The following is a 21,797-nucleotide window of genomic DNA, read 5'->3' as shown; positions in this document are numbered from 1 at the left end:
TGTCCCCTGACCTTAGACGGGACATTCCTTCGTGAAGTTGTAAATAAGCAGGGGATAGATACCGGCCAAAGAAGGCGTTTCCCTGAACTTAAGGCGGTAGCCGAAGAAGGTGTGTCCCCTGACCTTAGACGGGACATTCCTTCGTGAGGTTGTAAATAACCGGGGGATTGATGAGTATTCCCCGATCTAATTTGGAACCCGGAGGACAATTAATGAGCATTACGACACTGCTTTTATTGGCTGTGGCCCTGGGAAGCGACGCCTTTTCCATGTGCCTGGCCATAGGCATTACCGGGGTTGGAAAACGCCAGATGTTTTTGATAAGCTTTACAGTGCTGATTTTTCACATTATCATGCCCCTGGCGGGATGGTATGTGGGAGAGTTGGCAGGGAGGTATATAGGCAACGCGGCAGCCATTGTCGGGGCATCCATTCTTATTTTCCTGGGTGTTAAAATGCTCCGGGACGTTATAAAAAAGGATCCTGAAAATGCGCCCAAAATAGCCCTGGTCAATACCTGGGGATTGCTGCTGCTGGCGGCCAGCGTAAGCATGGACGCTCTCAGCGTCGGTTTTACCCTTGGCACCCAGAAGGTCAACCTGATTATGGCCGCCGGGGTTTTCGGCCTGGTGGCGGGTTTGATGACCTTCGGGGGGCTGGGCCTGGGCCGCCTGCTGGGGCGTGTGGCAGGTGAGCGTGCCCAGCTGGCGGGCGGGTTAATACTTATCGGAATAGGCATTAAGCTGTTCTTTTAGGAATCATCATGGCCACGGGAGGGTTGCTTTTTGAAAATACTTTTTGTCTGTACCGGCAATACCTGCCGCAGCAGCATGGCTGAGGCTTTGGCCAAACACGAATTGTACAGGCGGGGTTTATCCGGCAGGGTGGAGGTGCTGTCCGCGGGAACCCTGACTATTACCGGACAGCCCGCGTCGAATCATGCGGTGGCGGTTATGAGGGAAATGGGAATCGATTTGAACGGCCACCGTTCCACCATGTTGAGCCGGGAGCTAATTGAAAGCGCCGGCCTGGTGCTCACCATGACCGCCCGGCACCGCATGGAGGCCTTAAGCCTTTGCCCGGAAGCGGAGTCCAGGATTCACACCCTGGCGGTTTACGCCGGGGGCGGCGCAGACGTTCCGGACCCCTTCGGGGGCGGCCTGGAAATTTACCACCGCTGCGCGGACTACCTGAAAAGAATGATTGCGTTGGCCGTGGACAGGCTGTTGCGTGAAGAGCTGCAGGATTTTCGCTCCTGAATCCTCACCCGGCGCCTGGGGCCCGCCGGCCGGGGCCGCGAAATTATGCCCGGCGGTTTCGCGCCTTCCGGCTCCGCCTGCGGCGCCATAGTTGTTTTTAGCCGGGCCTCGGGCTGACTGCCGGTTGCCTCCGCCATTCAACCTTTCCGCATCCACATAGCGTCAGGCCGATTCCCGGCTGCCCCTGCCCGCAAATTTTAGTTTAATATAAAGGGATATGCTAATTGTTGTAGAAAATGTATCTAATACTTTGAATAATAACATCGGGAAGGATGGATGTTCCTTTGCAGGTGGCTATTGCCAGTGACCACGGCGGTTTTAAATTGAAAGGTGAAATTATTGCTTTTTTAAAGAAAATGAACATTGAATGCACCGACCTGGGCACTTATTCGGAGGAATCGGTGGATTATCCCGATTTTGCCCTTCCGGTGGCCGAGGCTGTCCGCTCCGGGAAGTACACCCGGGGTATAATAATCTGCGGCACGGGCATTGGAGTTTGCATAGCAGCCAACAAGGTTCCGGGAATTAGGGCGGCTCTGTGTCACGACGCCTTTTCCGCCAGGGCCTCCAGGGAACATAATGACGCCAACGTGCTTACAATGGGAGAGAGGGTGCTGGGCGTGGGCCCGGCCCTGGAAATAGTCAAAATCTGGCTGGAAACGGAGTTCCAGGGCGGCAGGCACTCCCGCAGGCTGGAAAAAATCAGCCGGATTGAGGACAAATATTGCTCGAAATAAATCATAAAATGCAAGCTATAAGCAGGAGGAAACCCCAAATGAGTTTAATGCGCACCCTTGCCGAGACCGACCCCGAAATATCCAGGGCAATTGAACTGGAGCTGGAAAGACAGCGCGGTACCCTTGAGTTGATCGCCTCGGAAAACATTGTCAGCCGGGCGGTTATGGAAGCCCAGGGTTCGGTCCTTACCAATAAATATGCCGAGGGTTACGTTGGCAGGCGTTACTACGGCGGCTGCCACTGCGTGGATATCGCCGAGGAACTGGCCATTAAAAGGGCAAAGGAGATTTTCGGGGCGGAGCATGCCAACGTGCAGCCTCATTCCGGGGCCCAGGCCAACATTTCCGTGTATTTCGCCCTGCTCCAGCCGGGGGACACCATCCTCGGCATGAACCTGGCTCACGGCGGACACCTTACCCACGGCAGCCCGCTGAACATGTCCGGTAAATATTTTAAAATAGCGGCTTACGGGGTGGAACAGGACACCGGCCGCATCGACTATCAAAAGTTGCGCGAAGCGGCGCTGCAGTGCGGGCCGAAAATGATTGTGGCCGGCGCCAGCGCCTATCCCAGGGAAATAGATTTTGCCGTAATGGGGGAAATAGCCCGGGAGGCGGGGGCCTACCTGATGGTGGATATGGCCCATATCGCCGGCCTGGTGGCTGCCGGCTTGCACAACAGCCCCATTCCCCATGCCGACGTGGTAACCACCACCACCCACAAAACCCTGCGCGGCCCCCGGGGCGGAATGATACTGTGCAGGGAAAAATACGCGGCGGCTATTGATAAGGCTGTTTTTCCCGGGATTCAGGGAGGCCCGCTGATGCACGTTATTGCCGCCAAGGCAGTAGCCTTTGCCGAAGCCCTTAAACCGGAATTTAAAGCATACCAACAGAAGATTGTTCAAAATGCCCTGGCGCTGGCGGAGGCTCTTAGCAGTTTCGGCTTCAGTCTGGTGAGCGGCGGAACGGACAACCATATGATGCTGGTGGACCTGCGCAGCAAGAACATTACCGGCCGGGACGCGGAAAAACTGCTGGATCAGGTGGGGATAACGGTCAACAAAAACGCCATACCCTTCGATCCCCAGCCCCCGGCGGTGGCCAGCGGCATCAGGGTCGGCACCCCGGCGGTTACCACCAGGGGCCTGAACCAGGAAGACATGCGAACAGTGGCGGAGATCATGGATCATGCTTTAAGCTTTGGCGGGGATGAGGGACATCTGCGCGAGGCTGCGGAAAAGGCCTCGGAGCTGTGCAAAAAATACCCCATATACTAATGCGCCCTTAAGTCGCCCTGCCACGGGGACGCTCGGCATGGCACGCCCTGCCATGGGGACGCTTCCCTTGCCAGGTTTTGGCATGGCATGAGGATGGCATGGGGACGCTTCGTTTGCCATGTTTTGACATGGAACTCCAGGAGCCGCTTTTAATTCATTCGACGAGTCGGAGAATCGTTCCTTGACTCGGGAAAGTCCGGGAGGTTGGATTATTTGACCCCGCGCCGTCCATCTTTTGATGAAACATATATGGATGTTGTGGAAACCATCGCCCGCCGCTCCACCTGCCTGCGTAAAAAGGTAGGGGCGGTTATTGTGGTGGACAATCGTATCATTTCTCACGGTTACAACGGTGTGGTCAGCGGTGAAACGCACTGCTGCGACACCGGCAGCTGCCTGAAGGACCTGGTCGGCAGGGAGGACTACAAGCCCTGCGTTCACGCGGAGCAAAACGCCATATGCCTTTGCGCCAAGAGGGGCCTGGCCGTTAAGGGCGGCACCATATACGTCAACGCCGACATCTGTGTTACCTGTGCCAAGCTGATAGTGACCTGCGAAATAAGCAGGGTGGTTGTGCGCCGGGACCATAAGGGTACCGGCGAGGGCATCGACTACCTGGAGCGCTACGGGGTGAAAGTGGACCTCTGGCCGCCGGAGCGTGAACCGGGCAGACAACAAAAGGATTAATTAAAAGATTATTCAATAACACCTAGGGGAAAAAATAAGTGTCTGAAAAAGCTGTGTTGTTTGACATAGGCTCCACCCTTATCGCGGGGCCGGACATATCCCCGGCCAAGCACATCAGCCGGCTGCTGGGGCTGCCGGACCGGGAAAAGGGCAGGGTGGCGGACCTGTTGATGTGCACGGACTTTACCTGCCACCGCCATGTATGCAGGGAATTGGCCGGTAAATTCACCGTGCCGGATGACCTGGAAAAGCATATGGAAAGTCTGTGGCGGGAGCAGGAAATATCGGCCGGGGAAATAGCCGGAGCTTCCCGGGCCGTGGGCTGGGTTAAGAGCCTCGGTTTTAAGGTGGGACTGGTTTCCGACATATGGGCCCCCTATCACCGGGCTTTTTTGCGGGCCTGCCCGGAAGCGGCGGCCATGGTGGATTATGCGGCACTGAGTTTCCGGGAAGGCATTAAAAAACCCTGCCGGGAAATATTCCTGCGGGCGCTGGATGGTTTGGGGGTAAGTCCCGAAAACGCCTGGATGGTGGGGGACACCTACGAAAACGACCTGGCCCCGGCCATGCGGCTGGGTATAAAAACCGTATGGGTTCTCTGCCGCCCGGAAAAGGAATACCCCGCCATGAGCGGCGTTCTCACCGGCAGCCTGAAAAGACCGGACATCATGATAAGTTCAATAGCCCAGCTGCCGGAAACCAATTTGGAGTGACTCACTTGTAAGAAAGGCGGGTAGCGGAATGAATATTGTCAGGGTAGAAAAACACGGCGTGGAAGAATTGATAAAAAGGCTTAAAAATGTCTCCATGCTTACGGATCCGGAGATATGCATATACAAGAACACCTTTATATCCCTGGAGAACATACACACAGACGAACTTTCTCCCCCCCAGTCCTACGTGCTCACCAGTGAACTGCTGAAGGTGCGCAGCCTGCGCTGGCAGCTGCAGAAGCACGGGGTGGATCTTTTCAATCTGAATGGTTACGCCAGTGTTTATCTGGAGGATTATCAGGAGCCTATCGACGTGATGCCCCCGGTGATAGAGGAATCGGTGGAGCGTGACGGCTCGGTGCACAACATAGTCTGTGACGGTATGCACAGGGTATACCTGGCCAGGCTGGAATGGGTCATACCCCAGGTAATATTTATTCGCGGGATTCCCAAGGAAATGCCCTATTACGCCTACCCCGTGCAGGGCGGCTGGAATGCCGTGGTGCTCAGGGAGGATCTTCCCGAGGGCTTTATTAAAAAGTGGCACAGGATTCCCGGCTACAAGACGCTGTATCGCAATTTCAACTCCGCCTTTGACAATGTAGGCGGCCCCCGGGGCCGGTTTAATAAGAAATAATGAGTCAAGAGAACCGTCCCCTTGACTCACGGTATTCTTTTGCCGGACGTGTCATATACTGTTAACGATTGCCCGGGTTATTGCTGTTCAGGAGATGTGATGATGAAAGTACTCGCTATATTCGGCACAAGGCCGGAGGCTATAAAAATGGCGCCCCTGGTGAAGGAGCTGGGACGCTACCCAGGGCAGATCAGCTGCCGGGTGGCGGTTACCGCCCAACACAGGGAGATGCTGGACCAGGTATTGAGATTATTTGAAATTGAGCCGGAACACGACCTGGGTATAATGCAGCCCGGGCAGTCTCTTTTCGATATCACCGGCCGGGCGCTGTCCGGCCTGGAAAAGGTGCTCAGGGAAGAACAACCTGACCTGGTTCTGGTGCACGGGGACACCACCACCACCTTCGTGGCCTCGCTGGCCTCGTATTATATGCAGATTCCGGTTGGCCACGTGGAAGCCGGCCTGCGCACCGGCAACAAATTTTCCCCCTTTCCCGAGGAGCTGAACCGCCGCCTCACAGGAGCGCTGGCGGATTTGCATTTCGCCCCCACCGCCCGGGCCAGGGAAAATCTTTTACTGGAGGGGGTTCGCCGGGAAAGCATTTTTGTCACCGGTAATACGGTGATAGACGCGCTGCTCGGCACCGTTTCCGGGGATTATGTGTTTACCCGCCCGGAATTGAAGGCCATTGACCACCGAAATTCCAGGATACTGCTGGTCACCACCCACCGCCGGGAAAATCTGGGCGAGCCCATGCGGCACATTTATCAGGCGCTGAGGGAAATAATAGAGTCGTACCCGGATGTCAGGATAGTTTTCCCGGTGCATAAGAACCCCGCCGTGCGCAGCGTGGTGGATTCCGTGCTGGGCGGCCTGGAGAGGGTGCACCTGACGGAGCCGCTGGATTACCAGCCCTTTGTCAACCTGATGCAGAAAAGCTATATTGTTCTCACCGATTCCGGGGGAATGCAGGAGGAGGCTCCTTCCCTGGGCAAGCCGGTGCTGGTTTTGCGCAACACCACCGAAAGGCCCGAGGCGGTGGACGCCGGCACGGTGCTGCTGGTGGGCACGGAGAGGGAGGCTGTGCTGCGGGAGACCCGCCGGCTGCTGGACGATAAAGATTACTACCGGGGCATGGCGGAGGCTGTGAATCCTTACGGTGACGGACACGCCTCCAGAAGAATCGCGGAATTCATACTTTATAAATATGGAATGACAAAAATCCCGCCGGTGGGCTTTGGCGGCTGAACCGTTCGCCGAGGAAAATTGTCTCTTCAGGGATAAAATTTTTTCATTCCCGCCAGAAAAAAGTCCGTTGGCTGTGGAGGAATAACGTAGTCTGTGTAGAACATATTCATCTGTAGAACTTGATTTTAACCTGTGCTTAATAAATCTGATATTAAAGAAACTTATTAATTATGAAAGAAAACGATTCCAAACCAAAAGGCGGCGGATTCCTGCAGGCCATATCAATAACCACCATCATAGGTGCGGAGATGGCCGTTACCGTAACCCTGGGGTTTTACGGCGGCGGGCTGCTGGACAAACAATTAGGCACCGGTCCCTGGATTATGGTGGCAGGAATACTGTTGGGGGTTGCCGCCGGCATCTGGGGTATAGTAAACACCCTCCAGCGCTTTTGGAAAGACAACTAGTAATTTGACCCCGGAGAAGTCATTTAAGAAGAATATTTCCATGTCTGACGTCCGACGACTGATGACCGATAAAGGAGGCAGCCCATGTTCGGCCCAATGACTGTTCCCGAACTGGATAATCATTTAAGGAACACCCTTAAGTATGCCGGTTTCATCATGATCGGACTCTGCCTGGCCTTAATTTTATACCCCGGCGACAGCCTCCTTTACGGCATGGTTATCGGCCTGGCCGTGGGTATTTTCAACTCCATCACCCTTACCAAAAGAATAAAAAAGCTTCCCGAGCTTCTTCCCGACGCCGCCAAAAAGCATATGAAGAGAGGCCTGACCATGCGTCTGGGCCTGATCATGATAGTGCTCTTTTTCCTGGTCAGCAAGCTGCCCTTTGTGAGCCTTTTCGGCGTGGGAGCGGGACTTTTGATACCCTCCTGCATTTCCATCATCCTGTCAATGATTGAGACCGTTACTCTATACCGCCAGTCCGGTGAATTTATAAGAAAGTATTACAGCGAATAATTGCGGTGCGGACAATCCGCGCCGGTTTTTGCCCGGCAGGGCGTAAATCCGTAAATAAATGTTTTATATAAAAATAAAATAATTTTTTTACGGAAAGGGGTGAGAAAAGAAGTATGAGAGGTTTAGAAGAAGTCCATGAGGATTTGGATTTTTGGGGTTTTCTTCATCTTGGGCACCACGGGGTGGTACCTACTCCCATAGGTGACGTTAACGTCAAAACACTGGTTATGACCTGGGTGATAATGATCCTTGCGGCGCTGTTTACAGTGGCTGCCACCAGGGCCATGAAGGTGAACAAGCCGGGCAAGCTGCAGTTGATGGTGGAGGAGATGTTCCTGTTCATACGCGGCCTGGTCTATGACAACATAGACTACAGAAAGGGCGCGGGAATGGTTTGTCTTCTTTTTACTCTTTTCCTGTTCCTCCTCTTCAGCAACCTGTGGGGACTGATACCTACCATGATGTCGCCCACGGCGGATATTAACACCACCCTGGGCATGGCGCTGATGGTTTTCCTGCTGGTACAGGTTATCGGCCTTAAGTACAAGGGTTTAAGCTACTTCAAGCACTTTTTGGAGCCGGTGCCGTTCTTCCTTCCCCTGACCATTATCGAGGAATTGTCCAAGCCCATCACGCTGGCTTTCCGTATTTACGGGAACATATACGCCGGTGAAGTGCTTATAGCCGTTCTGCTGGGTCTGTTCAGCCTGACGGTTACGCTTATGGGCGGCTTCCTGGCATCTGTCATCTGGCTGGCATTCAGTATCTTTGTAGGCTTTATCCAGGCATTCATCTTTACCATGCTTACCATTGCCTATATCAGCCAGCAAACAGCGGAACACCACTAATTATTCGTATAAATAGTGTTTGTTCGAATCTCGAAATTCGAACACCGATTTTCGAGAAGTGCCACCATCTAAAGAATTTAGATTTTACGAAGGGAGGGGAAATGTATGGATAATGCAGGTGCTGCAATGATCGGCACTGCTCTGGCAGTGGGTCTGGCTTCCATCGGCGCTGGTATCGGTGACGGTCTCGTAACCGGTAGAACCGTTGAAGGTATCGCACGCCAGCCGGAACTGAGAGGTAACCTGATGGTTACTATGTTCATCTCCGTCGGTCTGATCGAAGCTCTTCCTATTATCGCTGTTGTTATAGCATTCATTCTCATGGGTAAAATTGGCTAGTAACTCGTTTGACATCTCGCAAAGAGGTGGCTTGGTCAAATGGTAGCGGGTTTTGTCACGGTTTTGCCAGGGCCCGCTACCGCAATCCTTTTTCTGAATAGTAAAGCGAGGCGTAACAGGCTACTGTCGCTTCTAAACGGTTTTACCGTATAGAGGGGGATTGAAACTTTCTCCACAGGCAAGGAAGGAGGGGTAGAGAAGCCTCATGGAAGCAGTTATTAGTGCGTTAGGTTTAAACGCGACACTGGTGGCACAAATTTTTAACTTTATAGTTCTTTTAATCTTTCTTCGGGTTGTGGTTTACAAGCCAATCGTCAACGTTCTGGAGCAAAGGCAAAAAGCCATTGCCGACAACGTAACCGCAGCCGAAAATGAAAGAAAAGAGGCCGAGGCGCTGCGCCAAAGCTATCTTGCGGAAATGCAGAAGAGCAAGGAAGAAGCCCAGGCTATTATTCAACAGGCCACCAAAGCCGGCGAAGCTCAGGCCCAGCAGATTTTAGAGGCTGCCAAGGCTGAGTCCGCGCGGATTAAAGATTCCGCTCTGGCTGAGATAGAGCGGGAGAAGGAGAAAGCGGTTGCAGAATTGCGCGAGCAGGTGGTTACACTTTCCATACTGGTCGCCAACAAAGTGGTCAGCAAAAAGATTACAGACGATGTCCAGCACGATATGGTGCGGGAATTTATTAAAGAGGCAGGGGATCTGCCATGTTAAGGGGAGCAGTAGGCGGGCGCTATGCCGAGGCATTATATGAATTGGCCAAGCGCGATGATAAAGTGGATGTGGTTGAGCAGGAACTTAAAGCAATCGACCAGATGATCAAGGATGACAAGGATCTCCAGAAGATACTCTATCATCCCAGGATAACCGCCGAAGAGAAGAAAGACCTTTTAAAGGAGCTTTTTGCAGGCAAAATATCCGAGGTCACCTTTGAGTTTCTTAAACTGCTGGTGGAGCGCCAGCGGGAGCAGTTCCTTTCCGATATAGTGGATTATTTTGTCGACAAGGCCAATGCCGACCGCAATATCACCGCTGCCGGGATAGCCTCGGCAGTGGAGCTTAACAACAAGGAAAAGGCGGATCTTGAGGCCATGCTCGGCAAGATAACCGGTAAAAAAGTCGTTACTGACTTTTCTGTGGATCCCTCACTTATCGGCGGCGTGGTGGTGCGTATCGGTGACCGGGTTATCGACGGCAGCATCCGTACCCGTCTGGCCGCTATGAGGGAACATTTGAGGTTAATAAGTTAGTTAACCAAAGTTTAACGGATAGGGGTGAGCCAGAAGCATGAATTTGCGTCCTGAAGAGATCAGTACTATTATCAGGCAGCAGATAGATAAATATAAAGCGCAAATCGAAATGGCGGACGTGGGCACCGTTATCCAGGTAGGTGACGGTATTGCCCGGGTCTATGGCCTGGAGAAATGCATGTCTATGGAACTTATAGAGTTCCCCGCACCCGGCCCCGGCGAGGAGCCGACCCTGGGTATGGCGCTGAACCTGGAAGAAGACAATATCGGTTGCGTTTTGATGGGTGCCTACACTCATATTAAAGAGGGCGACACCGTCAAGCGTACTGGCCGGATTATTTCCGTGCCCGTAGGCGACGCCTTGCTGGGCCGCGTGGTTAGCCCCCTGGGCCGTCCATTGGATGGTAAGGGAGCCATTGTCACTGACAAATTCCGTCCCGTTGAGCGTATCGCCCCGGGCGTTATGAAACGTAAGCCCGTTCACCAGCCCCTGCAGACCGGTTTGAAATCCATCGACGCCATGATTCCCATCGGCCGCGGCCAGCGGGAATTAATCCTCGGTGACCGCCAGACCGGTAAAACCGCCATTGGTATTGATGCCATCATCAACCAAAAAGGTAAAGACGTTATTTGTATCTACGTGGCGGTGGGTCAGAAGCAGTCCACCGTGGCCAACGTGGTGCAAAGATTAACCGATACCGGCTCCATGGATTACACCATCGTGGTGTCGGCTACGGCTTCCGACCCCGCTCCCCTGCTCTTTGTGGCTCCCTTCGCCGGCGCCGCCATGGGCGAGGAGTTCATGCACCAGGGCAAACACGTGCTCATCGTTTACGATGACCTGTCCAAGCAGGCTGCCGCTTACCGCGAGCTTTCACTGCTGTTGAGGCGTCCTCCCGGACGTGAAGCTTATCCCGGTGACGTATTTAACCTGCACTCCCGGCTCCTGGAGCGTGCCTGCAAGCTGTCCGACGCTGAAGGCGCGGGCTCCATGACCGCTCTGCCGGTTATTGAAACCCAGGCCGGTGACGTTTCGGCCTATATCCCAACTAACGTTATTTCCATCACCGACGGTCAGATTTTCCTGGAGCCCGACCTGTTCTACGCCGGTCAGCGTCCCGCCGTTAACGTGGGTATTTCCGTTTCCCGGGTGGGTGGCGCGGCCCAGATTAAAGGTATGAAACAGGTGGCCGGCGGTCTGCGCATTGACCTGGCCCAGTACCGTGAGCTGGCGGCATTCGCGCAGTTTGGTTCCGACCTGGACAAAGCTACCCAGGCACGTCTTACCAGAGGCGAGCGCATGATGGAACTCCTGAAGCAGGGACAGTACGTGCCCATGTCCGTTGAGGACCAGGTTATGTCTTTATATACCGCCTCCAAGGGCTTCCTTGACGACATTGCGGTAGACAAAGTGCTGAAATTTGAATCGGATTTCCTGAAATTCATGAAGGCCAACAAGCCCGAGATAGGCAAAGCCATTGCTGATTCCGGAGAAATTGGCAAGGACACGGAAGAAAAGCTTAAGGCCGCTATCAAGGAATTCAAGGACATGTTTGCAAAGTAATTTTGCCTGTTATACCGTTATTTAACGGCGAGGTGGTGAGAAAATAAATGGCGAATATACGAGACCTGAGGCGCCGTATAAAGAGTATTAAAAATATCCAGCAGATCACCAAGGCCATGAAAGCCGTATCGGCTGGTAGAATGCGCCGGGCCCAGGATTCGGTTGTCGCTGCCAGGCCTTATGCCAAAAGGCTGATTGATGTTCTTGGCCGTGTAGGCTCGGCCACCAGGGGCGTTAAGCATCCCCTGCTGGAAGTACGTGAACCTAACAGTGTGGCTATCGTGGTTATCACCGCCGACCGTGGCCTGTGTGGCGGTTTCAACGCCAACGTCATCCGCAAGGCGATGCAGGAGTTGAAAGAACATCCGAACGCAAGCCTGGTTTGTATCGGGCGCAAGGGTCGCGATTTTTTCCGCAAGCGCGGTTACAACATCGTACAGCAATACGTGGGGCTGGGTGAAGCAGTTAGCGCCGGCCAGGCCAAGGAAATAGGGGATTACATTATTCAAAAATACTCCTCAGGTGAATTTGACGTCGTATACGTGGTATATAGCGAGTTTGTCAACGTGCTGGTGCAAAAACCGCTTTCAGTGAAACTGCTGCCTGCTGAGCCTCCCAAGGCCGAAGCAGGGGATGATAAAAAACTGGTGGAATACATCTATGAGCCTTCGGCAGAGGAAGTAATGAGCGCGCTGCTGCCCAAATATGTTGTCAACACCGTATTCCAGGGCATGCTGGAATCCAAGGCCGGTTTTTACAGCGCACAGATGACAGCGATGGACAATGCCACCAAGAATGCTTCGGAAATGATTACCAAGCTTACCCTGACCATGAACCGTATTCGTCAGGATGCCATCACCAAGGAGATTTCCGAAATTGTGGGTGGCGCCGCAGCACTGGAGTAATGATTGAAGGCGAAGGAGGTAGGAATTAGCTAATGAGCGTTGGTCATATAGTTCAGGTCATCGGCGTTGTGGTGGACGTTCGTTTTCCACCCGGCGAAGTACCTGAGATTTATAACGCCTTGAAGGTGTCCAGACCCGACCAGGAGCCGCTGACCCTGGAAGTGGCCCTGCACCTGGGCAACAACAGTGTTCGTACCGTTGCCATGTCCGCCACCGACGGTCTGGTGCGGGGCATGGAAGTCGCTGATACCGGAAAACCCATCACCGTTCCCGTTGGTAAGTCTGTTCTGGGCCGCCTGGTGGACGTGCTTGGCGAACCCATTGACATGACTGGTGAAATAAAGGGCGAAAGCACTTATCCCATTCACCGTCCTGCTCCCCCGCTGGTGGAGCAGTCCACCAAAGACGAGCAGTTGGAAACCGGCATTAAGGTTATCGACTTGCTGGTACCCTTTCTTAAAGGGGGTAAGGTGGGCATGTTTGGCGGCGCCGGCGTGGGCAAGACCGTTATTGTGCAAGAGCTGATCAACAACATCGCCAAGCAGCACGGCGGTATCTCAGTGTTCGCCGGTGTGGGCGAGCGTACCCGCGAGGGTAACGACCTTTATCGTGAAATGTCCGAGTCAGGCGTTCTGGACAAAATCACCATGGTGTTCGGCCAGATGAACGAACCGCCGGGAGCCCGTCTCCGGGTGGTGCTCACAGGCTTGTGCATGGCAGAGTATTTCCGTGATGAGCTTGGTTCAGATACCCTGCTGTTTATTGACAACATCTTCCGTTTCACTCAGGCTGGTTCCGAGGTGTCCGCGCTGTTGGGCCGGATGCCCAGCGCCGTGGGTTATCAGCCTACCCTGGCCACTGAAATGGGCCAGATGCAGGAGCGGATTACATCCACCAAGAAGGGTTCGGTTACCTCCGTGCAGGCCGTTTACGTGCCTGCCGACGACCTGACCGACCCGGCTCCGGCTACCACCTTTGCCCACTTGGACGGCACCGTGGTGCTTTCCCGTCAGATTTCCGACTTGGGCATCTATCCGGCGGTGGACCCGCTGGACTCCAGTTCAAGGATTCTTGACCCCAACGTGGTTGGCGAAGAGCACTATAAGGTAGCCCGGGGCGTGCAGACAGTTCTGCAGCGCTACAAGGAATTACAGGACATCATCGCCATTCTGGGTATGGAAGAACTTTCCGACGAGGATAAACTTACCGTGGCCAGGGCCAGAAAATTACAGAAGTACCTGTCTCAGCCCTTTTTCGTGGCTGAAAACTTCACCGGCAGGTCCGGAAAATACATGTCGCTCAAGGAAACAATTCGCGGTTTCAGTGAAATCCTTGAAGGCAAGCATGATAACCTGCCCGAAGATGCCTTCTATATGGTGGGTGTCATCGAAGAAGCGGTGGAGAAAGGAAAACAGCTGGCAGAGGGAAGTGTATAAGACATGGCGGAAAAAAATCAACGCCTGGAAGTTGTCACTCCCGAGAGAAAAGTATACAGCGAAGACGTGCGCTTCGTAGTGGTCCCCGGCGTGGTTGGGGAACTGGGTATCCTGCCTGATCACGCTCCCCTCATGAGCGGCCTGAAAATCGGCGTAATGAAGGTTCAGCAGGAAGGCAAAACCTTCAAAATGGCTGTTAGCGGAGGATTTGTGGAAGTGCGCAGCAGCAGGGTCACCGTGCTGGCCGACTCCGCGGAGCGCGCGGAGCAGATTGACCGCTCCAGGGCCGAGGCTGCCAAGGCCAGGGCCGAGCAGCGCCTGGCCACAAAATCAGCCGACGTGGACGTACTGCGGGCTGAAATAGCACTGCAACGCGCCCTGAACAGGCTAAAGGCACTGCAGTAAGCAACTTAAAGAAATCAGTATAAAAAGCCGGTATGTTCAAGCATACCGGCTTTTGACTTAATAACACGGGGACGGTTCCAATGTTATGCAACATTAACACAGCTCTTCCCAATGCTTTAAACAATTTATCACGGCTTTTGTTACTTGGCTTTAACAATATTGTACGTGGAAATCCCCAGTATACGGGCAAGCTGCCTGTAGGTTGTTCCTTCAATGGCTTTAACATCACGCAATAGATTGTTGCGCGCTTCCTTTGACATGCTTTGTATGTTTTGAATTTGTTGGCACTGCATTAATCGTAAAATTTCTTCCCGCACTTGTTCATCTGTTTTTCGCTGAATCTCCTCATGTTCGAGGCATTTATCGGAGTTTGCCTCTTCCATGTATTTCATAAATTTTGATACGGCAGCATTTCTGTCAGCTGAGAATATACCAAGGATTAAAGCAGTTTCAGTAAGATTCGAAGGGTATTCCTGCATACCGTAATAGGCGCCACAGCTACTCCATTTCCATGATTCAGGTTTATTAACAAGATATGCCCTTGTGGGATTAAGGTGAATATATCTGATAACCGTTAATAGATATGCATCGTCATTCACACATTCACTTCTGTATCGATCCTGAAATACATAACCTCTGCGTTTATACTTCCAGTTATACCATCTGGCATACCTGGTTCCTATTTTCTTCATAACTGCTCCGAGACCCTTTTCATCTTCTTTTACAAGCAAGTGCAAATGGTTTCCCATAAGACAATAGCCATAAATCTCTATACTTTTCTCAAGTTTTTCACGATAAAGAGTTTCTAAATATTTTAGTCTATCTTTATCATCGTTAAAGATTTCCTGCCCGTTTATCCCCCTGGACATTACATGGTAAATTCCAGTGCGACTTTTTTCCCGGGCCTGTCGCGGCATGATAAAACCCCCTGCAATTTTCCATAATATATCACAATATAGTAAATAATGACAACAAAACATTTCAATGTTATTCAAAAAAAATACCTCAAAGGGTTGATAACGAATGATAACACGGGGACGGTTCTGGTGTTATGGTTTTCCATAACACCAGAACCGTCCCCGTGTTATCTGTTATCTATGTTTTTGGTAATAAAAGTTTTAATCCATGCATAATCTGTCAACACTAAAAATAAGTGTCCCTGTTTGAAAGGAGACCTTATTATTGGACAGGCTTGTAATTACAGGCGGAAATAGATTATACGGCAGGGTAAAAGTCAGCCCGGCGAAAAACGCGGTGCTGCCGGTGATAGCGGCCACGCTGCTGGCCAAAACCCCCTGCTTTCTGGAAGAGGTCCCGGCCCTGGCAGACGTGGAAACTATCTGTTCAGTTATTGAATACCTGGGAGCCAGGGTGAAAAAAGAGGGCCAGGGATTAAAAATACATGTTCCGGAGATCGGCCAGACCGAGGCGCCCTACGATTTTGTGCGCAGGATGAGGGCTTCCTTTCTGGTGATGGGGCCGCTTCTGGCCAGAAGCGGCAGGGCCAGGATAGCCCTGCCCGGGGGGTGCGCCATAGGCAGCAGGCCGATAGACTTGCACCTTAAGGGGTTTTGCCTTCTGGGGGCGGAAATAATTCAGGGCCACGGATATATTGAGGCCAGGGCCAAAAAGTTAAGCGGCTCAAGGATATACCTGGACTTTCCCAGCGTAGGGGCCACGGAAAACCTGATCATGGCCGCCTCAATGGCCAGGGGCAGGACGGTGATAGAGAACGCCGCCGAGGAGCCGGAGGTGGTGGACCTGGCAAACTTTTTAAACGCCATGGGGGCCAGGGTCAAGGGCGCGGGAACAAAGGTAGTCAGGATAGACGGGGTGGATGAGCTGCGGGGCGCCATATACAATGTGATTCCGGATCGCATTGAGGCCGGCACCTTCATGATAGCCGCCGCCATCAGCGGCGGGGACATAACCGTGGAAAACGTCATCTGCGATCACATAACCCCGGTGCTGGCGAAACTCCAGGAGGCCGGGGTGTACGTGGAGAGGGGGGAAACCACCGCCAGGGTGGCCGCTCCGGACATTATTAGGCCGGCTGATATTAAAACAATGCCTTACCCCGGTTTCCCCACGGATATGCAGCCCCAATTCATGACACTGATGTCGGTGTCCAAGGGAGGGGCCAGCATCATTACAGAAACAGTTTTTGAAAATCGCTTCATGCATGTGAACGAACTGAAAAGAATGGGGGCAAAGGTCAAAGTCATCGGGCGCACCGCCATTGTGCAGGGGGTGAAACATCTCACCGGGGCCAGGGTCAAGGCCCCGGACCTGAGAGCCGGGGCCGCGCTGGTGCTGGCGGGCCTGGCCGCCAGGGGGGAAACCGAGGTGTCCAATATATACCACATTGACCGGGGCTATGAATCCTTTGTGGATAAAATAAAATCCCTGGGGGCTGGAATAAACAGGATCGAAGACGCATAAACATAGGACAAGCGCCCTTTTTAAGGGAAAGGATATTTTTATGTTTAAAAAAACCATTATTATTTCCATAGCACTGCTGCTATTGCTGATACTGGGAATACCCGCGGCCATAAACTGGTTCAGCCCGGCCAGGATCAGCCAGTCCGGCACCCAGGTCAGCCTTTACCTGCACCGGGAAAACAGGGTGGTGAACATTCCCCTGGAGGAGTACCTGGTGGGAGTGGTGGCGGCGGAAATGCCGGCGGCTTTTCCCATGGAGGCTCTTAAAGCCCAGGCCGTGGCGGCCCGGACCTATGTGCTGAAACGCATGGGGCCGGGGGAACTGAGCAATCCGGTGCACCCGGGGGCGGTGGCCTGCGACGACCCCAGGCACTTCCAGGCCTGGATATCCGCCCAGGAAATGAAAAAACGCTGGGGTACCCTGGGTTACTACGAATATTACCTGAAAATCAGCAGCGCAGTGAAAGCCACCGGGGGCGAGGTCATAACCTACCAGGGGTCGCTTATAGACCCGGTTTACCATTCCTCCTGCGGTGGAGCCGGCACGGAAAACGCGGTGGACGTATGGCGCTTTGACATTCCCTACCTGAAAGCCGTGGCCTGCCCCTATGACGCCGATCCCGAGCCTGAAAGAACAGTGTTTATCGGCGCCGGTGATGTTCTAAAGGCGCTGCGGCTGGAAAAAGAAGCTGTTCCCGTTTCCACCGGAGGCTACAAACTGCCTGAAATAGAAATAATTGAGAAAACACAAACCGGCAGGCCCAAAACTTTAAAAGTTAACGGCGAAAATATTTCGGCCTCCACCTTCAGGGATTACCTGGGACTGCGTTCCACCAATTTCAAACTCACAGAGGAAAACGGCGGGCTGAAAGTGGAGACCCTGGGCTACGGCCACGCCGTGGGAATGTGCCAGTACGGGGCCAAGGGCATGGCCCTGAAGGGCAAGGACTACCGGGAGATAATCAGGCATTACTATACCGGGGCGGACATAATAAAACAGTAGCCCCGGGCGAAAGGCCAATAATGCCCGGAAGCCGCGCCGGCCTTAATTTCCTTTAAATACCGCTTTATCAAAGGCGGTATTTGCTTTTCACCGGGGTATTTATCCCGAAGCCCGGCATATACATTTTAGTAGTTATTGACGGGGAGGGAAAAGCCGATGACCAGTTATAACCCGGTATGCTCGCTGAATCCTCCTTCAGGACCGCCAAGAAGGGGGTAAGCCGATGCAGGAATATATACAAAAACGCGTGCTGGATATCTGCGCGTATATCCTGGATACACAATCCACGGTGCGGCAGGCCGCACAGGTGTTTAACGTCAGTAAAAGCACCGTACACAAAGATATGACGGAGCGGCTGCCATCTTTGAATAAGGAACTGGCCCGGGATGTTAAAAATGTTCTTGAGCATAACAAGGCGGAGCGTCACCTGCGGGGCGGCGAAGCCACCAGAAAAAAATACAAAGAATTGGCTTAATGAAAAATTTAGACAAAGGATTTTCCCTTAATTTGTAGAATATTTCCACCAAATGTCTTTATGCGCGGTTCGAGTTGCCACGCCCTACTTTAATCGTACGGCACGGTTCGGACTGCTGACAGAGGAAGGGAAAGGGGAAAATCTTTTATGTTTACCACGGATATAGGTGTTGACCTCGGTACTGCGAATGTACTGGTATACGTCAAGGGAAGGGGCATAGTGCTGAGGGAACCCTCGGTGGTGGCCATCAATAAAGATAACGGCAAGGTTATAGCGGTGGGGGCGGAAGCCCGCAGAATGCTGGGACGGACCCCGGGCAATATTGTTGCCATAAGGCCTTTAAAGGAAGGGGTCATAGCCGATTACGACGTTACGGAGAAAATGCTGCGTTATTTTATAACCAAATCCGGTTTAAGGAAATTTTTAAGCCGTCCCAGGATAATGGTGTGCATACCCTCCGGCGTGACCGGGGTGGAGGAAAGGGCCGTGCGCCAGGCCGCCATACAGGCGGGGGCAAAGGCCGCGTATGTCATAGAGGAGCCGCTGGCCGCCGCCCTTGGGGCCGGACTGGACATATCCGAGCCCTCCGGCACCATGGTGGTGGACATAGGCGGCGGCACCACCGATGTGGCCGTACTTTCCCTGGGCGGCATAGTAACCAGCAAATCGCTAAGGGTGGGCGGGGACAAGTTTGACGAGGCCATAGTCCGCTACGTCCGCAGGGAATTCAGCATGGCCGTGGGTGAGCGAACCGGAGAAGAAATAAAAATTGAAATAGGCACCGCCTACCCCAACGGCTCCTCCATAAAAACCTATGAAATAAAAGGCCGGGACCTGCTCTCGGGCCTACCCCGGGCGGTTAACATCACCAGCAACCTGGTGCACGACGCCATCAAGGAAACCCTGGAGTCGGTGGTGGGAGCGGTTAAGGAAGTGCTGGAGCGCACCCCTCCGGAACTGGCCGCGGATATAGTTAACAAGGGGATAGTCATGACCGGAGGGGGCGCCCTACTCCAGGGACTGGACAGGCTGATCAGCCACGAAACCGGCCTGGCGGTGAACCTGGCGGAGGATCCTCTCTCCTGCGTGGCCATGGGCACCGGGCGCGCCCTGGGAATGATCAACATACTGGCCAATTCCAAGGAAGCGACCCGGTCAATTAAAGGATATCACAAAAAACTTTCCTCCATAGGCGGTTAACAGCCGCTTTTTGCAGCAGGGCAGTTTAATAGGTTTGCTTTCTCCTGTTCAAAAGCCGGGAATCCCCCGGCTTTTTGTTTTTAAAAATCTAAGCAAAAGGCAATTGCCGGGCAGAAAATGAAAGATAAGTTAAGATTTATCATAATTAATTCATTTTTTGGGGGTTGTGGAAAAACAGGGGCTGTATTACTTTTAATACTGACCAGTCAGTATAAAGAGGTGTGATAATTATGTCTATTAAGAACAAGAAAAATATTTATGCCAACCTGCTGCTGCTGCTTTTCCTCGCAATAACGCCCCTTTCCGGGTGCGCCGGCAAGGTGGACGCAAATGGCTTGCCCACCGGAACAGTTGAGAATAAAGAGGTGGACGTAAACAGTAAAATCCCCGGCAGGGTGGTGGAAGTAACTGTCGCGGAGGGCCACAGGGTAAAGCCGGGCCAGGTGCTGGCCCGGCTGGACACCGCCGATTTGGAGGCAAAAGAAAAAGAACTGATTGCCCAGGTCAGCGCCGCCAAGGCGCAGCTGGAGCAGGCCAGGACAACGGTAAGGCTGCAGGAGGGCTTAAGCCAGGCGGCGGTGAAACAGGCCGAGGCAACCCTTGAAAAAGCCGGCTCCGAGGCCGGCATTCTGGAAGAAACCAGGGGGCGGCTGGAAAAGCTGTACCAGGAAAAGGCCGTATCGGAGCAGCAGTATGATGAGGCCAAGGCAAGGTCCGACGCCGCCCGGGCCGCCGTGGGGCAGGCGGAGGCCGCCTTGCTGACCGCCCGGGCAAACAGGCTGCAGGTGGATGCCGGAAACGACGCCGTTAACATGGCTGCGGCCAAATACGAACAGGCAAAGGCGGCGCTGGAGGAAGTCCGGGTGAGCCTGGACGAGTCGGTTATTAAAAGCCCCATTGAAGGCACGGTATCGGAAATAATCGTGGAAAAGGGCGAGCTGGTGTCAGTTGGGATGCCCCTGATGACCATATCCGATTTTGGCGACAACTGGGTCAACGTAAAGGCAAGCCAGGAAATTGTACAGGATCTAAAAGTCAAACAAAAGTCGGCCCTGACCCTGGGCCAGCATAAATACACCGGGGAAATAATTGAAATATCCCAAAAGCCCAATTTTGCCACCCACCGGAGCACCAACGACCGTGGAGAGAAAGACGTAATCACCTACAATGTGAAAATAAAGGTGAACGACCCCCGCCTTTTGCCGGGAATGGAACTGTCGGTAAGTTTTAATTAAGGTGGGGAGATAAAAGTGATAAAAAACATCGCGTATATTTGTAAAAGAGAATTAAAATACATTTCCGGCGACAAAAAGCTGCTGTTCATCATATTCGCCTTTCCCCTGCTGGGGCTAACCCTGTTCAACATTATGTACGGCGAGCACATTGTACTGCATATCAAAACAGCGGTGTGGGATCAAAGCAACACCTCCGCCAGCCGGTCGGTAATCCGGGCCTTTGAGGACTCCGACCGTTTTAACGTGGTGGCCGCCGCGGACAGCGAGGCGCAGCTGAAAAAAATGATAGAGTCCAGGGAGGTACAGGCGGCGGTGGTTATTCCCCCTGATTTCAGCAGGGAAATAAAGAAAGGAAAATCAACAAAGGTACTGGTTATCGTTAACGGAACCAACATGCTTTACAGCAACGCGGTGCTGAGTTCCGCCAACGAAATAGTGGGCACCATATCCGGCGGGGCCGCGGTGGCGGCCCTGGAAGGAAAGGGGCTGCTTCCGGAGTCAGCCTACCACACGGCCCAACCGGTGGAGTACGCCCTGCGCATATGGTATAATCCCACCTTTAACTACGCCAACTTTTTAATTCTGGGGCTTTTGGCGACGGCGGTGCAGCAGGTCACCCTGCTTTACATCGCGGTGGCCATTGTCCGGGAGAAAACATCGGGGGCGGTCAGGGAATTGCTGGACCGGGGGATATCCCCCCTTGAGCTGGTGGCGGGAAAGGTTCTGACATACCTGGCAGCGAATCTGGCCAGTTTGAATATGGTGCTGGCCATTTGTGTATTTGTATTTAAAATACCCTTTAACGGCAGCATATTAAATCTGTTAATCCTGGAGCTTTTATTCATCGGGGCTATACTGGCCGTCGGAATATTCCTGTCGGTGGTTTCCAAAACAGAGCTTGAGGCCACCCAGTACTCCATGCTGGTTGCCCTGCCGTCGTTTCTTTTTTCCGGCTACACCTGGCCCGTCGATTCCATGCCCGGAATAATTAAAGCCATATCGGCCATATTGCCGCTGACCTATTTTTGCTCCAATCTCAGGGATATAGCGCTGATGAATATCGGACTGGGCGTGATGAAGGGGGATATATTGACCCTGGCCTTGATGAACGCGGTATTTTTGCCCCTGGGCATTTTACTTTTCCGCCGGCAGTGCCGTTAATAAACCGGTTAACCGGCGGTATCCCTCCATCCGCCACAGGCGCCCGGGGGAC

At 53.1% G+C, this 21,797-nt stretch carries 25 protein-coding genes; 24 read left to right on the top strand and 1 reads right to left on the bottom strand.

Translation table 11 applies throughout. The features are described 5' to 3' along the window. The first annotated feature begins 212 nt into the window (after positions 1 to 212). From DCCM_RS17615 to DCCM_RS17530, 18 genes are all read left to right on the top strand, one after another. On the top strand, positions 213 to 755 hold the full coding sequence (locus DCCM_RS17615) for a manganese efflux pump MntP (RefSeq protein WP_104373702.1): 543 nt from the start codon (positions 213 to 215) through the stop codon (positions 753 to 755). A gap of 30 nt (positions 756 to 785) precedes the next feature. Beyond that, positions 786 to 1,259, top strand: coding sequence for a low molecular weight protein arginine phosphatase (locus DCCM_RS17610; protein ID WP_104373701.1), 474 nt, complete (start codon positions 786 to 788; stop codon positions 1,257 to 1,259). Between the two features lie 272 nt (positions 1,260 to 1,531). Then, positions 1,532 to 1,996 carry a ribose 5-phosphate isomerase B gene (gene rpiB / locus DCCM_RS17605; protein ID WP_373855528.1) on the top strand — a complete coding sequence of 155 codons (465 nt, stop codon included), beginning with the start codon at positions 1,532 to 1,534 and terminating at the stop codon, positions 1,994 to 1,996. A gap of 38 nt (positions 1,997 to 2,034) precedes the next feature. After that, positions 2,035 to 3,276, top strand: a complete 1,242-nt coding sequence (gene glyA, locus DCCM_RS17600) for a serine hydroxymethyltransferase (protein ID WP_104373699.1) — start codon at positions 2,035 to 2,037, stop codon at positions 3,274 to 3,276. 213 nt (positions 3,277 to 3,489) lie between these two features. Beyond that, complete coding sequence (locus DCCM_RS17595) at positions 3,490 to 3,963, top strand: deoxycytidylate deaminase (RefSeq protein ID WP_231702840.1); 474 nt, start codon at positions 3,490 to 3,492, stop codon at positions 3,961 to 3,963. Between the two features lie 38 nt (positions 3,964 to 4,001). Continuing rightward, entirely contained in the window at positions 4,002 to 4,676 is a 675-nt protein-coding gene (locus DCCM_RS17590) for an HAD family hydrolase (protein WP_104373698.1), read from the top strand. A gap of 28 nt (positions 4,677 to 4,704) precedes the next feature. Beyond that, positions 4,705 to 5,313, top strand: a complete 609-nt coding sequence (locus DCCM_RS17585; protein ID WP_104373697.1) for a hypothetical protein — start codon at positions 4,705 to 4,707, stop codon at positions 5,311 to 5,313. A gap of 99 nt (positions 5,314 to 5,412) precedes the next feature. After that, positions 5,413 to 6,561, top strand: coding sequence for a non-hydrolyzing UDP-N-acetylglucosamine 2-epimerase (gene wecB / locus DCCM_RS17580; protein WP_104373696.1), 1,149 nt, complete (start codon positions 5,413 to 5,415; stop codon positions 6,559 to 6,561). Positions 6,562 to 6,731: 170 nt separating this feature from the next. After that, on the top strand, positions 6,732 to 6,968 hold the full coding sequence (locus DCCM_RS17575) for an AtpZ/AtpI family protein (protein ID WP_104373695.1): 237 nt from the start codon (positions 6,732 to 6,734) through the stop codon (positions 6,966 to 6,968). A gap of 84 nt (positions 6,969 to 7,052) precedes the next feature. After that, complete coding sequence (locus DCCM_RS17570) at positions 7,053 to 7,484, top strand: ATP synthase subunit I (protein ID WP_104373694.1); 432 nt, start codon at positions 7,053 to 7,055, stop codon at positions 7,482 to 7,484. Between the two features lie 113 nt (positions 7,485 to 7,597). Next, the gene (atpB, locus tag DCCM_RS17565; RefSeq protein ID WP_104373693.1) at positions 7,598 to 8,332 is read left to right on the top strand and encodes a F0F1 ATP synthase subunit A; all 735 of its coding nucleotides are present in this window, start codon (positions 7,598 to 7,600) and stop codon (positions 8,330 to 8,332) included. 105 nt (positions 8,333 to 8,437) lie between these two features. Next, the gene (gene atpE / locus DCCM_RS17560) at positions 8,438 to 8,671 is read left to right on the top strand and encodes a F0F1 ATP synthase subunit C (RefSeq protein ID WP_104373692.1); all 234 of its coding nucleotides are present in this window, start codon (positions 8,438 to 8,440) and stop codon (positions 8,669 to 8,671) included. Positions 8,672 to 8,876: 205 nt separating this feature from the next. Then, on the top strand, positions 8,877 to 9,383 hold the full coding sequence (atpF, locus tag DCCM_RS17555; protein WP_174705179.1) for a F0F1 ATP synthase subunit B: 507 nt from the start codon (positions 8,877 to 8,879) through the stop codon (positions 9,381 to 9,383). Beyond that, positions 9,377 to 9,919, top strand: a complete 543-nt coding sequence (locus DCCM_RS17550) for a F0F1 ATP synthase subunit delta (protein ID WP_104373691.1) — start codon at positions 9,377 to 9,379, stop codon at positions 9,917 to 9,919. Before atpF ends, DCCM_RS17550 begins: the two co-directional genes overlap by 7 nt. A 37-nt stretch (positions 9,920 to 9,956) precedes the next feature. After that, positions 9,957 to 11,483 carry a F0F1 ATP synthase subunit alpha gene (gene atpA / locus DCCM_RS17545; protein ID WP_104373690.1) on the top strand — a complete coding sequence of 509 codons (1,527 nt, stop codon included), beginning with the start codon at positions 9,957 to 9,959 and terminating at the stop codon, positions 11,481 to 11,483. Positions 11,484 to 11,530: 47 nt separating this feature from the next. Next, positions 11,531 to 12,388 carry an ATP synthase F1 subunit gamma gene (gene atpG / locus DCCM_RS17540; protein ID WP_104373689.1) on the top strand — a complete coding sequence of 286 codons (858 nt, stop codon included), beginning with the start codon at positions 11,531 to 11,533 and terminating at the stop codon, positions 12,386 to 12,388. A 32-nt stretch (positions 12,389 to 12,420) separates the two neighbouring features. Then, positions 12,421 to 13,824 (top strand): F0F1 ATP synthase subunit beta, encoded by a 1,404-nt coding sequence (atpD, locus tag DCCM_RS17535; RefSeq protein ID WP_104373688.1) that lies wholly within the window; start codon positions 12,421 to 12,423, stop codon positions 13,822 to 13,824. Positions 13,825 to 13,827: 3 nt separating this feature from the next. Further along, on the top strand, positions 13,828 to 14,229 hold the full coding sequence (locus DCCM_RS17530) for a F0F1 ATP synthase subunit epsilon (RefSeq protein WP_104373687.1): 402 nt from the start codon (positions 13,828 to 13,830) through the stop codon (positions 14,227 to 14,229). A 140-nt stretch (positions 14,230 to 14,369) separates the two neighbouring features. Here DCCM_RS17530 and DCCM_RS17525 read toward each other — a convergent pair whose 3' ends face one another. Further along, complete coding sequence (locus tag DCCM_RS17525; RefSeq protein WP_104373686.1) at positions 14,370 to 15,146, bottom strand: transposase; 777 nt, start codon at positions 15,144 to 15,146, stop codon at positions 14,370 to 14,372. A gap of 265 nt (positions 15,147 to 15,411) precedes the next feature. Here DCCM_RS17525 and murA point away from each other — a divergent pair, with 265 nt between their 5' ends. From murA to DCCM_RS17495, 6 genes are all read left to right on the top strand, one after another. Beyond that, positions 15,412 to 16,671 (top strand): UDP-N-acetylglucosamine 1-carboxyvinyltransferase, encoded by a 1,260-nt coding sequence (gene murA, locus DCCM_RS17520; RefSeq protein WP_104373685.1) that lies wholly within the window; start codon positions 15,412 to 15,414, stop codon positions 16,669 to 16,671. A 40-nt stretch (positions 16,672 to 16,711) separates the two neighbouring features. Continuing rightward, positions 16,712 to 17,674, top strand: a complete 963-nt coding sequence (gene spoIID, locus DCCM_RS17515; protein ID WP_104373684.1) for a stage II sporulation protein D — start codon at positions 16,712 to 16,714, stop codon at positions 17,672 to 17,674. Between the two features lie 223 nt (positions 17,675 to 17,897). After that, a complete protein-coding gene (gene spoIIID / locus DCCM_RS17510; protein WP_104373683.1) occupies positions 17,898 to 18,149 on the top strand; it encodes a sporulation transcriptional regulator SpoIIID in 252 nt (83 codons plus the stop codon). 147 nt (positions 18,150 to 18,296) lie between these two features. Continuing rightward, positions 18,297 to 19,349: a rod shape-determining protein MreB gene (gene mreB, locus DCCM_RS17505; protein WP_104373682.1), complete on the top strand. Its 1,053-nt coding sequence runs from the start codon at positions 18,297 to 18,299 to the stop codon at positions 19,347 to 19,349. 230 nt (positions 19,350 to 19,579) lie between these two features. Then, on the top strand, positions 19,580 to 20,584 hold the full coding sequence (locus DCCM_RS17500) for an HlyD family secretion protein (protein WP_104373681.1): 1,005 nt from the start codon (positions 19,580 to 19,582) through the stop codon (positions 20,582 to 20,584). Positions 20,585 to 20,599: 15 nt separating this feature from the next. Then, on the top strand, positions 20,600 to 21,745 hold the full coding sequence (locus tag DCCM_RS17495) for an ABC transporter permease (RefSeq protein ID WP_231702839.1): 1,146 nt from the start codon (positions 20,600 to 20,602) through the stop codon (positions 21,743 to 21,745). The last annotated feature ends 52 nt before the right edge of the window (positions 21,746 to 21,797 follow it).

Origin of the sequence: Desulfocucumis palustris, assembly GCF_002933875.1 — a bacterium.
Taxonomy (GTDB): domain Bacteria; phylum Bacillota; class Desulfotomaculia; order Desulfotomaculales; family Desulfocucumaceae; genus Desulfocucumis; species Desulfocucumis palustris.
This window is presented reverse-complemented; position numbering and strand designations above follow the sequence as displayed.